This window comes from Chamaesiphon sp. VAR_48_metabat_135_sub, assembly GCF_031418915.1.
GTDB lineage: Bacteria > Cyanobacteriota > Cyanobacteriia > Cyanobacteriales > Chamaesiphonaceae > Chamaesiphon.
In genome coordinates this window covers 13317-28369 of sequence record NZ_JANOJV010000249.1, presented here as the reverse complement: position 1 = coordinate 28369, position 15053 = coordinate 13317, and the positions used below count along the sequence as shown (strand labels likewise).

Below are 15053 nucleotides of genomic sequence, written 5' to 3'. Positions count from 1 at the left end.
TTTCCATCTCCCTCCTCTTGATAAGGGGAGGGCTGGGGTGGGGTAAAGATCTGCGCCGCACCTCAATATAACCAACTTATTTAATAGCCGAAGCGATCGATCCGCCCATACTATGATCTTGATGCAGGTGTTGAACCATCTCTGGTTTCACGCCCATTTCCTTTGCGTAGGGAGCCAGATAGCTACCTGTCGAAAGATTTGCAGGAGTCATCGCAATTGTCCGTTTGACGATTTCCGCTTGAGCTTGAGCAGATTGTTGTTGACTGGCAATCCAGGTGTCATATTCCTCAGGAGTATGAACGATCATTTGAGTCACCATCGAACCATGATAACCGCCACAAAGCTCCGCACACCGAAGGGGATAAGTACCTACTTTATTGGTAGTAAACCGCAGTTGAGTCGGTGTACCTGGGATCACATCCTGCTTGAGTCGCAATTGGGGAATCCAAACAGCATGAATCACATCTTGAGCATTCATATTCAATTGAACTTCTTTGCCAACTGGAACGTGTAGTTCCCCAGAAGTGATATTGATTTCTGGATAGGTAAAAATCCATGCGTACTGTAATCCCAATACATTGACATTGACAGCAGCGGGTTTACCTTGATTGGCTGGAGAAGCCCCGACACCCATTGCGGCAATCATTGGACTACCTTGAGGCATCCCATCCATCGTAGCTGCCATCGCACTACCTTTCCCTGCGGGCATTCCGTGCATCGCGTGCATCCCATCTGCACTAGGATCGAAACCACCCATTTCGTTGTAGATTTCAAAACTGTAGATCGAAATCCACAATACGACAGCCGCCGGAATTGCCGTCCATAATATCTCTAATGGTACGTTACCTTCGATTGCGGCACCATCGCCGAGTTCTCCAGGCTTGCGGCGAAATTTAATCGCGCAATACACGATTACGCCCTGAACTATGATAAATAGTCCAACGGAAATCGTCATCATTGCATTGAATAAGCCGTCGATATGCCCTGCTTCCTCGGAAGCGGCAACGGGCATCAGTCCATGATTTTGTCCATACCAGAGACTAACCAAAGTTAATCCTATGCCCAGCAGGAGCGTAATAATTGAGCTAGGAATATTCATTTCGAGGTTAAAAATTTAGTAGATAGTTAAGATAATAGCGATTGAAAAGAAGGGACAGTTAGACTAACTATCTTTACTAAGGTACCGCAGCCGATCAGAGCGATCGGCACTTATCCACATTTCTTCAGATTTTCTTCGGGATTGCCCAGATGCACATTTCAAATAATAAGTCAATGCATCGACAACTTAAATCTTTAATATTTTCTTTGGGATCTCGCTCAATCGAACCTATAACCATTATGGAGTATAGACTTAGTTAGCTGAATATTAGCAGGAACTCGATCGAAACCTCGGTTAACCCGCCAACGACCACTAGGTATTAATGCTAGTTTGGGAATGATTGAGTGAAGTAGCGTAGCTAAAAAAATATAAATTAGGAAAACCAACGCTAAGATTCCACAACTATGGCAGATTCTGCATTTATCCCTCAATCTTCGGCTGGCGAACAAGAATCCCAGCACGACAGAGGAACTATTATTATCCAAACTCGGATTCGTCGATCGATCTGGAAGATTGCCTTTGCTACACTGCTATTAATGGCGGTAGGTAGTGCTACTAGGGTGATGAACGCTGGTTTAGCCTGTCCCGATTGGCCCCTGTGCTATGGGCAACTTGTACCCACCCAGCAGATGAACCTTCAGGTATTTTTAGAATGGTTTCATCGCCTCGATGCTGGATTAATCGGATTGAGCACCTTATTATTAGCTGGCTCATCCTGGTGGTACCGTCATCAGCTTCCCCGCTGGCTCCCCTGGGCAACTACCTTCGCCCTGAGCCTGATTTTAGTTCAAGGAGCCTTGGGCGCGTTCACAGTCACCGAATTACTCCGCTTTGACATCGTAACAGCGCATCTGGGCACAGCCTTACTATTCTTTATCACCTTACTCTCGATCGGTACCTGCTTACTCCCCCAATCCCCCACTCCCCCAATTCCTAACTCCTCCACTCCCATAATCCCCCTCACCGCTGCAATCCTCGTCTACATCCAAAGCATCCTCGGTGGCTTAGTCGGCTCTAGATGGGCACTCCATCAGTGTTTTGGCAACTCCGAACTCTGTACCGTGATGAATAATCACCTCTTCGGAGTCATTCCAGCAACATTGAGTTGTATCGCCGTAATTATCGCGATCTGGCGCAATCCAAATTCACCTAAATATTGCGGCAACCTAGCGGCTAGTGTTGGAGGACTATTAATCGCTCAAATTCTACTAGGTACAGCTACTTTTAGGCTGCATTTTCAAGTCGAAACCCTGACAGTTGCCCATCAATCGATCGGAGCAATGTTGTTAGGTACATTAGTTATCCTTACTGCCCTACTATGGCGACAGAATAATTTTAAAACTTCTAATCACTCTTAATCCCTCTCTGCTCCAGCAAAGCATATCTAACATTTCTCTAATCTGCACCCTCTGTGGGTAAAAAATAGACCGACAGAACGCAAAAATAATTGAATTATTATTCCCACAAAACTTATATTAAAAACAGCTCCATTCCCCATAATATGCAAGAACTTCTAAATCAGTCTGTCGAAATCAAACATCAAAAATTTTCCGAAGTAATCCAGAGTTACTATCAACTCACCAAACCTAGAATCATCCCCCTATTACTAATTACCACCGCCGCCGCCATGTGGATGGCATCTGATGGAGCAACAGATCCAGTATTATTTCTCGTCACAGTTATCGGCGGTATGTTAGCCTCAGCATCAGCCCAAGCGATGAATTGTATTTACGATCGAGACATCGATTATACAATGGAGCGTACTCGCAGTCGCCCCATCCCTTCTGGTAGAGTAACACCCCTCAATGCCGGAATTTTCGCCACAGTCTTAGCGGTATTGTCCTTTACAATCTTGGCAGTTTTTACCAATCTCTTAGCCGCCTTACTAGCGATGGCTGGAATTGGATTCTACATGTGGATCTACACCCACCTACTCAAACGTCATACCCCCCAAAACATCGTCATTGGTGGAGCCGCTGGAGCTATTCCCGCGCTGGTTGGATGTGCCGCAGTTAGTAATAGTCTAAGTATCGAATCTTGGGTATTATTTGCGATCGTCTTTCTCTGGACTCCACCCCATTTTTGGGCATTAGCATTAATGATTAAAGATGATTATGCCAAGGTTGGAATTCCAATGTTACCCGTAGTCGCTGGCGAAGTCGCTACCGTTAAACAAATTTGGATCTATACACTATTACTCATCCCCTCAACCCTGCTACTGGTTTATCCATTAGGTGTCGCAGGAGCTGTTTATGGAGTCTCCGCTGTTGGTTTAGGTGGCGTTTTCGTCTACGAAGCTTGGAAACTATTACAAGCTCCCACCGACAAAACTGTTGCTAAGTCGCTGTTCAAGTATTCGATCTTATATATGATGCTGCTATGTACTGCGATCGTTGTAGATAGTTTACCGCAGACACATGAGGCGATCGCATTTTTATTGAAGTAATACAGGCTAGTATGCTAAAAACGCTTAGGAGCTAGAAATTTCAGAATCACGCTATATCCTCGACTGTCTTGTCTTGTCACTAATGGGGGAACCCGACGAGCACGAGCAGCAAATCTTGGCTAGTGTTGCAAAGTCCGCCTACGCGGACTGAATTTCTAGTACATCAGAAAGTTTGGCACTGGCGAGTCTAGAAGTGCTCGTACATAGCGAAACAACAAACATTCCCCTCACTTGTGTCAGTGCTACTATCCCAGATAGTATACCAATTTTAGACATTACCGATCTCCCTGCCAATTGGCAACAAGTCTCAGCTTACTCATTCCTAAAAGTTCTTTTAGCCATAATTCCAGTGGAATACAATTACCTAATCAACCCCAAACATCCAGACTTACAACTACAACTAGATCGAGTGATAGAGTTCCAATTCGATTGTCGGATGTGGCAGCGGATTTGACCCGATTTATTTTGCTATCTGCGGAATTTTGCCAGCTAATCCAGTCATCAACCGAAGAGCTAGGTATTTAAAAACCGGAATTCGATCGAGTAAAAATAGGCCGATCCGGCGGATCGTGACGATCGGCAGGATACGATTGGAGAACATGCGATCGAGAAAATCGGTAAAAGCTAAAATTACCCAATTCTCTGGCTTCCGCCAGTTCGCATACCTGTTTAGTACCGTGTTACTCCCAATATCTTCCCCTGCTTGATGAGCGGTAACTAAAATCTCCGCCAAAGCTGCCGCATCTCGAATGCCGAGATTCATCCCTTGTCCCGCGACGGGATGACAGCAATGCGCTGCATCGCCGATTAATGCCAGTCTTGGGGCGGTATACTGCTTGCTCTGCATCAACTTAACGGGAAACAGCCACCGCTGACTGTCGAGTTCTAATTTACCTAGTAGTCCACCCGTACAACGCTCCAATTCCTGGAGAAACTCACTCGCAGGTAAATCTCGTAATTCCTCAGCTTGTTGGTGTGGTAAAGTCCAAACTACCTGACAGCGACCATCGGCTAATGGTAGCACTCCAATCGGCCCAGCATACCAAAATCTTTCGTAAGCAATGTTTTGATGGGGTTTTTCTGGTTTAATAGTTGCAGTGATGCAGGATTGCCAATAGTTCCAACCAGTAGTTTCAATTCCGGCTTGGCTGCGAAGTGTGGATTTGGCACCGTCAGCAGCGATCACCAGATTGGCGCGAATTTTGGTGAGTGTATCTAGATCTGGAGTGTAAATAGTAATTTCGGCATCAGTAGCTGTGTAGTCTACGTTCACTACCTGTGCGGGACACATGACAGTAATGTTTTCAGCCGTTGTCAATTTTGCTTGTAGTGCCGTCAATAACACCTCATGGCTAGCTGCATAACCCAATGCTTCTGTCCCCAAATCCTGGGGATACATTTTCACTACTCCCGCATAATCTGCGTCAGAGATTTGAATTTGACTAAATTGAGTAACTTGCGGTAAAACTCGATCCCAGATGCCTAAGCCCTCAAAGATCCGGCCAGAGAGCATCGACAATACATAGGCTCGACCCTTGGCAACTGAGATCGATCGATGTTCAGACTCGATCGAGACTACCCGCAATCCTGAATTTTGTAGTGCGATCGCTAGGGTATTCCCAATAATTCCACCGCCCACGATCGCCAGATCGTAATTCAACTGAGGCGACCCTGTATCCATAATTATCCTGACTGCGACTATATTAACTTTTATTATGACGCTTTTATTGCAGCAGATCGAGGCCGATAAAAAGTGTCCCAGTCCAATCGATTGGGACACTCGATCGAAATCCGAATTTAGTTGCATCGTGCAAAATTTGGTTCGAGTCAGAATTGAATCTTATTTAGGTAGTCCAGTCGGTGCGTTAGGTAAGCTAGGTTTAACACTGGGGATACCACTCGGAATGCTAGGCATACCACTAGGAGTGGAAACACCACTAGGGATCGATGTAGGGACGCTGGGTAAACCAGTACTGGAGGGAGGAACCTTGGGGTCAGGTGCTGGTTTTGTCATCGCACCATCAACTGATGGATCGGGTTTAACTTTGGAGCTAGGTGGAGACATCTCAGGCTTAGTTATTGGTTTGTTTGGCATTGGTGCATCTACTCCAGATGGCATACCTGTTTCTGGCTGAGTAGTAGCATCCACTGCTGCTGGTTTTTTCTTGGTAGAGCTAGTTGTCATCCGTTTTTTGCCCGTCCGAACTTTATTCTTTTTCTTCTTACGAGCGACAGTTGTCTGCATTGATAGGGTAGAAACGTGAGAAGAAGTATGATGAGCCTCAGCAGAGGCGATCGTACTTATGAGACTCAGTGGCGAACAGACTACGGCAGTTAAAACAAGCGTTTGAATTAGTTTATTCATGAAAATGTTAATTTTGTAGATGTGTTATCTAGAAATTGTGCCAAATTATAGTACTCAACACACGCATATCCTAACATCAAAATTCGTAACTTATATAGACAAGCAATACACTAACTAAGTAGCGATCGAAATCTGCGACAACGATCGATAAATCGATCGGCTAGCTCTGGTTTAGCTCCAAAATGTAAGTGAGTATATGCCGCCTGTACTTGATATCGACACCAACCTTCAGGTGCAAAGACTAAGTTAGATTCATAACCCTGGAGCGTATATAGCGGCTGTGGAGATTCATCAGTAAGGGTAGAACGATGAAATTCATGTCCCCAGACTCGATCGCCTGCATTAAACAGTAAGCTATCTTGGATCGCGGTCAGTTGTCGATAACCGAGGGTTAATTTTTTACCCATCGCGGCTATCGTTGGGAAAATGCCTACCATCGGATAAGATCGATCGTTAAAATCAACAATTCGATCGCACAAATACATCAATCCGCCACACTCAGCATAAGTTGGCATTCCTGCTGTAATGGCTGCTTTTACAGATGCTCTGGCTGACTGATTGGCGGCGAGTATTTCGGCAAATACTTCGGGAAATCCACCCCCAAAATATAATCCTTGGACATCTGGAGGTAGTTGAGGATCTCCTAATGGACTCCACTCGATTAATTCGGCACCTAAATCTCGCAATAAGTCTAAATTATCTGCATAGTAAAAATTAAATGCCGCATCTTTGGCGACTGCTAGTCGAACCTTGGGATTTACCCCACCCCAGCCTTCCCATTTCCAAGGGCAGGAAGTGAAAGCCCCCCCTTTATCGGAGGGGGGTGGGGAGGTAAACACGGGACTGCGCCGAGCAATCTCTTCCCCCACAAATTTGGCAGTGAGTAATGGTAATAATTTTTCCCAATCAAAACAAGTTTCGCCGATAGATGCGAGTCGATCGAGTGTATCATTCAGATCGGTTAATTCTCCGGCTGGAATCAGCCCTAAATGACGATCGGGAATCTTGAGGTCATCGCGCCGTCTGAGTACGCCGAGAATAGGTAGATGGAGCGGAGAGAGGGCAGCAGTGAGTAGTTCGAGATGACGATCGCTACCCACCTGATTGAGAATTACGCCTGCGAGCTGGACTTGGGGATCGAAAGTCCGATAACCATGCGCGATCGCGGCGATCGATCGAGAAGTACTACTACAATTGAGAATTAAGACCACGGGGACATTGAGCAGTTTGGCAACCTGAGCCGTACTACCCGCATCAGTCGTCCCTGATGCACCGTCGAATAGCCCCATTACGCCCTCAATTAGAGCGCAATCTGCCATCTGACTATGGCGATCGAAACACTGTTGGACATAGGCATCTGAAGTTAAAATTGGGTCGAGATTGCGACAGGCTCTGCCTGTGACATACTGGTGAAACATCGGATCGATATAATCTGGCCCGACTTTAAAAGATTGTACCGTCTGTTGTCTGCGGCGGAGAGCAGCAAGTAGGGCTAATGTGACGGTGGTTTTACCTACACCACTTCGTTCTCCAGCGATCGCGATCGACATAATTTTAGGGGATAGGGGATTATTAACCCAAGTTGCTAGTTATTAATTTTCGGTGGTGTTGGAGTGTGGGAGATGCAAGGACTCACTCGCAGCCAAATTCACCATTCACTCTCCACTATCCACTATCCACCGATCCCCGAACGCCGTAAGATTAAGAAATTAGATAAATGTTTTAAATAATATTGTGAAAGCGATTACTTTACTCGGTTCCACTGGCTCGATCGGCACTCAAACCCTAGATATCGTCGAACATAATCCCGATAAGTTTCGGATTGTCGGACTGGCGGCGGGTAGTAACGCCGAGATGCTCGCCCAACAAGTGCGTCAATTTCGCCCAGAAATTGTGGCGATCGGGAATGAAGCAAAGTTAGCTGAGTTGAAGGACGCTCTCTCCAATTTAGATTATCATCCAACGATCGTGGCTGGCGCACAAGGCACGATCGAAGTAGCTGGCTATGGCGACGCGCAGAGCGTCGTGACGGGAATTGTCGGCTGCGCGGGACTCTTACCGACGATTGCGGCGATTAAAGCGGGCAAAGATATCGCTCTGGCGAATAAAGAAACTCTAATCGCTGGCGGCCCCGTCGTGCTACCTTTAGTCGAGAAACATGGGGTAAAATTACTCCCTGCCGACTCAGAACATTCGGCGATTTTTCAATGTTTGCAAGGTGTTCCCCCTGGTGGATTGCGACGAATTATTCTCACCGCTTCCGGTGGAGCCTTCCGCGATCTTCCTGCCGAGAAATTAGCCTCAGTGACCATTGCTGACGCGCTCAAGCACCCGAATTGGTCGATGGGTCAAAAAATCACCATTGACTCCGCCACCCTGATGAATAAGGGTTTAGAGGTGATTGAGGCGCATTATTTATTTGGGGTAGATTACGACAATATCGATATCGTCGTCCATCCTCAGAGTATCATTCACTCACTGATCGAAGTTCAAGATACCTCCGTCTTGGCACAATTAGGTTGGCCAGATATGCGACTACCACTACTATACGCGCTCTCGTGGCCCGATCGCATCCAGACTGACTGGAAGAAATTCGATCTCGTCACAGCAGGGGATTTAACATTTAGAGCACCCGATCGCGAAAAATATCCTTGCATCAATCTAGCATATGCCGCAGGCAGAGCTGGCGGTTCGATGCCCGCCGTATTGAATGGTGCAAACGAGCAAGCTGTAGCCTTATTTCTAGATGAGAAAATTCACTTTATCGACATTCCAAAAGTCATCGAAAAAGTCTGCGACAAACATCGTAATGACTTTACTTTAACGCCTAGTTTGGATGACATTTTAGCCGCCGATATTTGGGCGCGACAAATGGTACTCGAATTTAGTCAACAGGTGGTTACAAAGATAATCTAGCACAATCATTGACTGTTAACTACGGATCTGTTCAACCGCAGAGGCGCAGAGGAAGAAAGAAGAAAATCTAGATTGTTATTTAGGATTGCTATTGTTATGAAAGTCTATATCGTTCAAAATAAAGATGGCGAATTTGCCAGTGTTAATTTTGCTGTTGCTTATGATGGCTTTCGGAAAATGGGCTGGGAAATCTTGCCCTTCAGTCGGCTAGAAAATTCTCGATTGGCAGATCTAACACCAGAAGATGTAGTTGTCGGATTTATTGAAGATGTTAATGCGGCGTTATTTCAGTTGGGAATAGAATCACCAGCAGAGATTAATTATCCAGATGAATTGACACAATTTTTAGGCAGAAAGATTTGGCGATCTCAAATAAATTATATCGCCAAACATCCAGAGCTATGGAATATTTTCATTAAGCCAGCATCGCTGTCTAAAAAATTCACAGGACGATTACTTACAAGTACTAAAGATTTAATTAGTTGTGGTGATGAGTTTGAAGATACAGCAATTTGGTGTTCGGAACCAGTAAACTTTTTAGCAGAATGGCGATGTTTTGTCCGCTATGGCGAAATTTTGGGTGTGAAACCCTATTATGGCGATTGGCGAGTACATTTCGATTCACAAGTTATTGAAAATGCAATTGCGGCTTATCATTCTGCTCCGGCTGGCTATTCTGCTGATTTTGGAGTGACAGATAAGGGCGAGACTTTACTAATTGAAGTAAATGATGGATACTCGATCGGTGCCTATGGTTTATTTCCTGCTGACTATGCTCGATTATTAGCTAGTCGATGGGCACAAATAACTGGATCTAGAGATTATTCAATCTATTAAATTAGATGATATTTTTAGCTTAAAATGGTAAGTAGTTTATATAGATATTCTTTATGAGCATCAGTCTATCACCTGCTCAAGAACGCCTGATTCAAACAAAGCTTCAGACAGGTAAATACAACTCTGCGGAAGAAATACTGGAGATTGCCCTCCAGTTATTAGATAAATACGATCTCGCTGATGCTGGGTGGAGTGAAGATGTAGGTAAAAAAATTGATGCAGCAACTTCAGCATCAGAGCAAACACCACCGATTGATGGAGAGACATTCGTCAACCAAATTCTAGAGCGGTTTCAGCAAAATCAGATTAATTTTAGTCGATTTTAGGCTAACTCATGTGATAAAATTGACCCTCTCCGTGTTTGATTATATTAGTTGGTTGAGGATCGATCGCATGAGTGGCTTAAAAGGTAGAGATTTACTGAGCATGACAGATCTGAGTGCAGACGAGACACTCAGCCTCCTCCAACTCGCCGCCGATCTCAAGCAAGGTAAAATTAAGCCAATTTGTCGGAAGAGTTTGGGATTGCTATTTTATAAGGCTTCGACGCGAACGCGGGTGAGCTTTTTCGCTGCTATGAGTCAGCTAGGAGGGCAAGTAATCGACCTCAATACTAGTGCGATGCAAATTGGTCGGGGGGAGCCGTTAGCGGACACTGCGCGTGTATTAGACCGATATCTGGATGTGTTGGCTATTCGGACTTTTGCCCATGAGGATGTGGAGACTTTTGCTAAGTACGCGCAGATGCCAATTATTAACGCACTGACGGATTTAGAGCATCCCTGTCAGGTATTTGCAGATTTACAGACAATTCAGGAATGTTTCGGACAGTTGGCGGGTTTGAAACTTGCATATCTTGGGGACGGAAATAATATGGCGCACTCGCTGATGCTGGGCTGTGCGACTGTCGGTATGGATATTGCGATCGCCTGTCCCAATAATTTTACTCCAGATCCGCAGATTGTCGATCGAGCTAGATCGATTGCCACAATTAGAGGTACCCAAGTTGTCGTGACACAATCGCCTCAAGAAGCTGTCAGTGGGGCTACAGTAGTTTATACCGATGTCTGGGCAAGTATGGGACAAGAATCTGAATCTGGTACGCGGATACCTGTCTTCCAACCCTATCAAGTCAATCGAGAATTATTAACTATCGCCGATCCTGACTCGATCGTTTTACACTGTCTTCCCGCTCATCGCGGTGAAGAAATTACCGATGATGTCCTTGAAGGTACTCGATCGCGAGTCTGGGATCAAGCCGAAAACCGGATGCACGCCCAAAAAGCTCTATTAGTTAGCGTTCTCGGTGCTGATTAATGTAAATATTTGTAACGATCGTAATGAGATGTTATTTCTCAGAATTTTGGGTGGAAATCTAAAGAGAGAAACATCTACAAAATCAAAAAAACGATGAAAGCAGCTACCCTATTTAAGGCTAATCTATCGCAAGTAATTGCCGACCGCGATCTCCCCGATTCGATCGGGGAAATGATTCAACAGCAAATTGCTAGACTGCGCCAGGAGCATAGCTACATTCTCAACTGCCAAGTAAGTGCCAGTGTTCCAGCATTATATCAAGCAGGTATTTATCAAATTCAAATCGTGCTGACATTAGCCGATGGCGATTTGACGATCGATCGAGAGCCAATTCCAGATTATTACCAAGAAGATATTTATGTGGCGATTTGGAGTGCTTTTGATTTAGCTAGAAAAAAATTGAAAGCGCATTATTCCAGTCAAATCAATTGTGGTATTCACCAAGCTCCAATTCAAAAAAATTCCCATCCAGAAATTCGCTGTATCCGCCGTTGTGTCGGTTATGCCCAAGGTTAAGAAAATTATTCGAGATCGCGTTATCTTCACCTCAATTGTCAGTTATGGAAGTACCAACGATGGGAAGTCGTGGCTACAGATGGGAAGTCCGCCTTAACCCTTACTAGGAAATTAGTAGGTTCTAGGCGGACTTTGTATTTCCACGAGCGATTAAGACATTACCTCATAGTCCCGAAGACTGATAAAATAAGATGCCGATAGTTCTCTGCAACAAGACAAATATTCATGATTTCCAGTAATGACTTTAGACCTGGTGTAACGATTGTGTGGAAGAGTGGCGTATGGAAGATCGTCGAATCTCTTCACGTCAAACCTGGTAAAGGCTCTGCATTTGTAAGAACGAAACTCAAAAATGTCCAAACTGGTAGCGTGGTGGAAGAAACATTCCGCGCAGGGGAAACCATGCCTCAAGCCACACTGGAAAAAATCAAGATGCAGCATACCTACAAGGATGGCGATCAATTTGTGTTTATGGATATGGAATCTTTTGAAGAATCCAATCTCACTCCCACCCAAATTGGTACTAATGTCAAATACCTCAAAGAAGGGATGGAAGTTAGCATTGTCCGGTGGGGCGAACAAATTATGGAAGTAGAACTGCCAAATACAGTAGTATTAGAAGTTACCGAAACTGACCCTGGGATGAAAGGCGATACAGCGACAGGTGGTAGTAAACCCGCGATCGTCGAAACTGGGGCACAAGTAACAGTACCATTGTTTATTAGTATCGGCGAAAAGATCAAAATTGATACTCGTACCGACCAGTATGTTGGACGTGAAAGCTAACTACAGCAATAGGTTAATCCAAAATTCACTCTCGGCTCGATCTGTAAGTGAATTTTGTTTTGGTTGTGACTCGATCGCTGGTAACTAGTAACCAACAATTTAAGAACTGAATATGACAATTGATTTTAAAGAACTTAGCGAACTCTTAGCCGCGATCGCCACTAATAATATTACGGAATTGACACTCAAAAACGCTGACTTTGAACTTACTGTCAGTCAGGGCAAGCAAATATTAACAACAGGGGCGATCTCCACGACGACCGCTGATGTTCATCAGCAAATAATATCTGTCCCAACTCAAGAATTGCAACCTGTGCTGGCAGATCGGCCCGCTGCGACTGCGATCGATAAGCAGTGGGTAGAAATCAAGTCGCCGATGGTTGGCACCTTCTACCGTTCGCCAGCCCCTGATGAGCCGGCTTTTGCTTCGATTGGCGATCGCATTCGAGTCGGACAAACTGTCTGTATCATCGAAGCAATGAAACTGATGAATGAAATCGAATCCGAATCAGCAGGACAAGTAATGGAGGTATTAGTTGAAAATGGTCAGCCGATTGAATTTGGACAAACCTTGATGTATATTAATCCCAGCTAAGTGCAGATCCATTCACTGATACGAATGGCGATGCTGTTGTCAATTTGGCACTCGCAGGACTCCGGCTGGAGTCGTTGGCGTAGCCACTACCTTAACAGAAGCAGCCTCAGTAACAGAAAGTCGAGGTGTACTAACAGAATGGACAGTCAAATATTGCTACTGTTCCCCAACACTATCTTTAAATTCTTGCTGGAAGCTTTGTCGGGTCAGTGGTTGCTTAATTTCTACTCCTTCCCCACCTAAAGTTTCTAACTGCTTCCCTTCAACACTAATCCAGACTGGGATCTCAGGATTTTGATTAGTGGCAGTATAGATGATTTGGGCAATTCTACCTTGCATAGAGGTACTACCACCACCTTGGGTGAATTCCTTGGATAAGTCGATGTGTAGTCCATCCTGCTTGAGATTGCTACTGATTAATTTAGTTCCAGATGGAATTGTCGATGTCTGTTGACCTTCCTTGCCAACCGATGCTAGTAAATCTGTGAGGGATTCTTTGACCAGCCCTTCTGAATCCTGTGGGGCCGATCGAGCGATCCGTTCTTGGGACGAAACTCTGATTTTTTTACCGTCTTTATCGTCCAACCAGAACACCTTAACTTTGCCTGCTGGCGCGGGTGCTACGGTTGTTGGTTTTTGACCGACGATTGTTGGCAGTGGTGCGGGCGTAACTGGAGCTACAGTAATAGGCTGTACGGGCGCAACCGTAATTGGGTTAATATTCGGTGGATTAACCTCGGAGGGTTTAACCTGAGTTGGAGCAGAGGGGGTCAGGGTGACTGGTGAACTTGCTTGAGGGCGATTTTGCGACATGAACCATGCCACGCCACCACCAGCAACAGTCGCCCCTACAGCCAAGGCTGAAATGGCAGTAGCAACGATGCTTCTAGATACAGATTTTTGTTCTTCCATAATTAAAATTCCTATAGATAATTAGATGAGGACAAGACCTGATTTTAAAGTTGCTCCACTACTAGTTTAACTGGTAAAATACCAAGTGGGAAAAGATGCTTTGTTCGAGCTGATTCTTTTTCCCAGCGATAACTTATGTCGGAAATAGTGTTCCGTATAGGTTCTGCTGAGATAGCCCGATCGAGCGTTAATAGTGTGGCGATAACCCAAATCAGGTTGTTCTCAAAATATTGGTAGATTTAATTTGCCCTCAAGCTCGGGAGTTAATTTCGAGGGTTGCCATTGTCCTGCCGACGGGTAGGAGTGAAAATCAGATAAAATGTCGATCTACCCTCACCCCATACCGTTCCCAAGCGTGAGGCACAGGAGTTCCCCGTTGTTTAATCCACGTTCACGATCTCGATCGAGCATGACCGATTTTCCCTTACTTGCTCCCAGATGCCCGTATAAAGGCAGCTAGTTCGAGTTCTTGGGGATTTACTTTAAACTGAAGAATCCGAGCCGTGATGCCGCGCTGTTCTAATACATCTACACTTAACATGTCGGCCATTCCGGTAGTTAAACCAGCCAACAGAAATGGAGGCACTTGAGTACCTCCCACCATTGCATTTGGTGCCACCAGTTCAAATTTTCGCCCACCAACAACATTAACCCCAGTTTCAAGATTGACAGCTAGTTTCTCCCCGGAGCCAGGATCTTGTAACTCTGCCTTAATTACCAGTCGATTATTGCCGAGAAATTTGATTTGGGGATTGGTGACTTGATAATCTTTGTTGAGAGAACTAGCAACACCTCCGAAGGTACTAGTAGTCATCTTCTGCAATCTGGCGATCGCATCAGGAGATTTTAAGAAATTATTTAGATCTTGTTCATTAAACTTAAACTTTACACCAGCCTGAACTGGCTGCTGAAGAGAGGAAGCTTGCGGATTTGGGCCATCTTCCTGAATTGCTTTGAGATTTACCGCGATCGGATCGGTTTCGACTTCTAGAGTATCAATCCGCAGATCCTTTGTCACCCACACACCCTGTCCAGCAATTCGCAGTTTATTAATTTTCCCATTGATAATCTGATGAACGGGCGCATTATCGACTCGAACTTGTAGTTGTTCGGCACGATCGATCTGCGATAGGAATGCAGTCTCAACATTTTTGTCAACCACCACCCCAGTGAGTGAAAATAAGGCGGTGATACCGGAGAGGAGGATGGCGATTAGTTCCATAATAGGGGGGAGGGGGGAGCGGGGAGCGGGGAGATGGGATGC

Annotated in this window: 16 protein-coding genes; 10 read left to right on the top strand and 6 right to left on the bottom strand. The window is 45.2% G+C overall.

All coding sequences use genetic code 11. The features are described from left to right. Positions 1 to 76: 76 nt before the first annotated feature. Positions 77 to 1099 (bottom strand): cytochrome c oxidase subunit II, encoded by a 1023-nt coding sequence (locus RMO55_RS17350; protein WP_310428572.1) that lies wholly within the window; start codon positions 1097 to 1099, stop codon positions 77 to 79. Between the two features lie 404 nt (positions 1100 to 1503). Here RMO55_RS17350 and RMO55_RS17345 point away from each other — a divergent pair, with 404 nt between their 5' ends. The 3 genes from RMO55_RS17345 to RMO55_RS17335 all read left to right on the top strand — a co-directional run bounded on the left by RMO55_RS17345 (position 1504) and on the right by RMO55_RS17335 (position 3999). Further along, the gene (locus RMO55_RS17345; RefSeq protein WP_310428570.1) at positions 1504 to 2457 is read left to right on the top strand and encodes a heme A synthase; all 954 of its coding nucleotides are present in this window, start codon (positions 1504 to 1506) and stop codon (positions 2455 to 2457) included. A gap of 143 nt (positions 2458 to 2600) precedes the next feature. Further along, positions 2601 to 3545: a heme o synthase gene (locus RMO55_RS17340; protein WP_310428568.1), complete on the top strand. Its 945-nt coding sequence runs from the start codon at positions 2601 to 2603 to the stop codon at positions 3543 to 3545. Positions 3546 to 3738: 193 nt separating this feature from the next. Next, entirely contained in the window at positions 3739 to 3999 is a 261-nt protein-coding gene (locus RMO55_RS17335) for a hypothetical protein (RefSeq protein WP_310428566.1), read from the top strand. A gap of 6 nt (positions 4000 to 4005) precedes the next feature. Here the strand turns inward: RMO55_RS17335 and RMO55_RS17330 are convergent, their stop codons facing one another. From RMO55_RS17330 to RMO55_RS17320, 3 genes are all read right to left on the bottom strand, one after another. Next, positions 4006 to 5226, bottom strand: coding sequence for an FAD-dependent hydroxylase (locus RMO55_RS17330; protein ID WP_310428564.1), 1221 nt, complete (start codon positions 5224 to 5226; stop codon positions 4006 to 4008). Positions 5227 to 5385: 159 nt separating this feature from the next. Beyond that, a complete protein-coding gene (locus tag RMO55_RS17325) occupies positions 5386 to 5910 on the bottom strand; it encodes a hypothetical protein (RefSeq protein ID WP_310428561.1) in 525 nt (174 codons plus the stop codon). A gap of 110 nt (positions 5911 to 6020) precedes the next feature. Continuing rightward, a complete protein-coding gene (locus tag RMO55_RS17320) occupies positions 6021 to 7460 on the bottom strand; it encodes a cobyrinate a,c-diamide synthase (RefSeq protein ID WP_310428559.1) in 1440 nt (479 codons plus the stop codon). 184 nt (positions 7461 to 7644) lie between these two features. Here RMO55_RS17320 and dxr point away from each other — a divergent pair, with 184 nt between their 5' ends. The 7 genes from dxr to accB all read left to right on the top strand — a co-directional run bounded on the left by dxr (position 7645) and on the right by accB (position 12877). Continuing rightward, complete coding sequence (dxr, locus tag RMO55_RS17315) at positions 7645 to 8826, top strand: 1-deoxy-D-xylulose-5-phosphate reductoisomerase (protein WP_310428556.1); 1182 nt, start codon at positions 7645 to 7647, stop codon at positions 8824 to 8826. A 96-nt stretch (positions 8827 to 8922) separates the two neighbouring features. Then, positions 8923 to 9663, top strand: coding sequence for an ATP-grasp domain-containing protein (locus tag RMO55_RS17310; protein ID WP_310428554.1), 741 nt, complete (start codon positions 8923 to 8925; stop codon positions 9661 to 9663). Between the two features lie 53 nt (positions 9664 to 9716). After that, positions 9717 to 9989 carry a transcriptional regulator gene (locus RMO55_RS17305; RefSeq protein WP_310428552.1) on the top strand — a complete coding sequence of 91 codons (273 nt, stop codon included), beginning with the start codon at positions 9717 to 9719 and terminating at the stop codon, positions 9987 to 9989. A gap of 67 nt (positions 9990 to 10056) precedes the next feature. After that, the gene (gene argF / locus RMO55_RS17300; RefSeq protein ID WP_310428627.1) at positions 10057 to 10980 is read left to right on the top strand and encodes an ornithine carbamoyltransferase; all 924 of its coding nucleotides are present in this window, start codon (positions 10057 to 10059) and stop codon (positions 10978 to 10980) included. A 93-nt stretch (positions 10981 to 11073) separates the two neighbouring features. Further along, complete coding sequence (locus RMO55_RS17295; protein WP_310428550.1) at positions 11074 to 11496, top strand: hypothetical protein; 423 nt, start codon at positions 11074 to 11076, stop codon at positions 11494 to 11496. A 225-nt stretch (positions 11497 to 11721) separates the two neighbouring features. After that, positions 11722 to 12282 carry an elongation factor P gene (efp, locus tag RMO55_RS17290; protein ID WP_310428548.1) on the top strand — a complete coding sequence of 187 codons (561 nt, stop codon included), beginning with the start codon at positions 11722 to 11724 and terminating at the stop codon, positions 12280 to 12282. Positions 12283 to 12394: 112 nt separating this feature from the next. Next, positions 12395 to 12877, top strand: a complete 483-nt coding sequence (accB, locus tag RMO55_RS17285; RefSeq protein ID WP_310428546.1) for an acetyl-CoA carboxylase biotin carboxyl carrier protein — start codon at positions 12395 to 12397, stop codon at positions 12875 to 12877. Between the two features lie 156 nt (positions 12878 to 13033). Here the strand turns inward: accB and RMO55_RS17280 are convergent, their stop codons facing one another. Both RMO55_RS17280 and RMO55_RS17275 read right to left on the bottom strand, forming a co-directional pair. Beyond that, positions 13034 to 13789, bottom strand: coding sequence for a GerMN domain-containing protein (locus RMO55_RS17280; protein ID WP_310428544.1), 756 nt, complete (start codon positions 13787 to 13789; stop codon positions 13034 to 13036). A gap of 424 nt (positions 13790 to 14213) precedes the next feature. Beyond that, complete coding sequence (locus RMO55_RS17275) at positions 14214 to 15011, bottom strand: DUF2993 domain-containing protein (protein WP_310428542.1); 798 nt, start codon at positions 15009 to 15011, stop codon at positions 14214 to 14216. Positions 15012 to 15053: the final 42 nt, after the last annotated feature.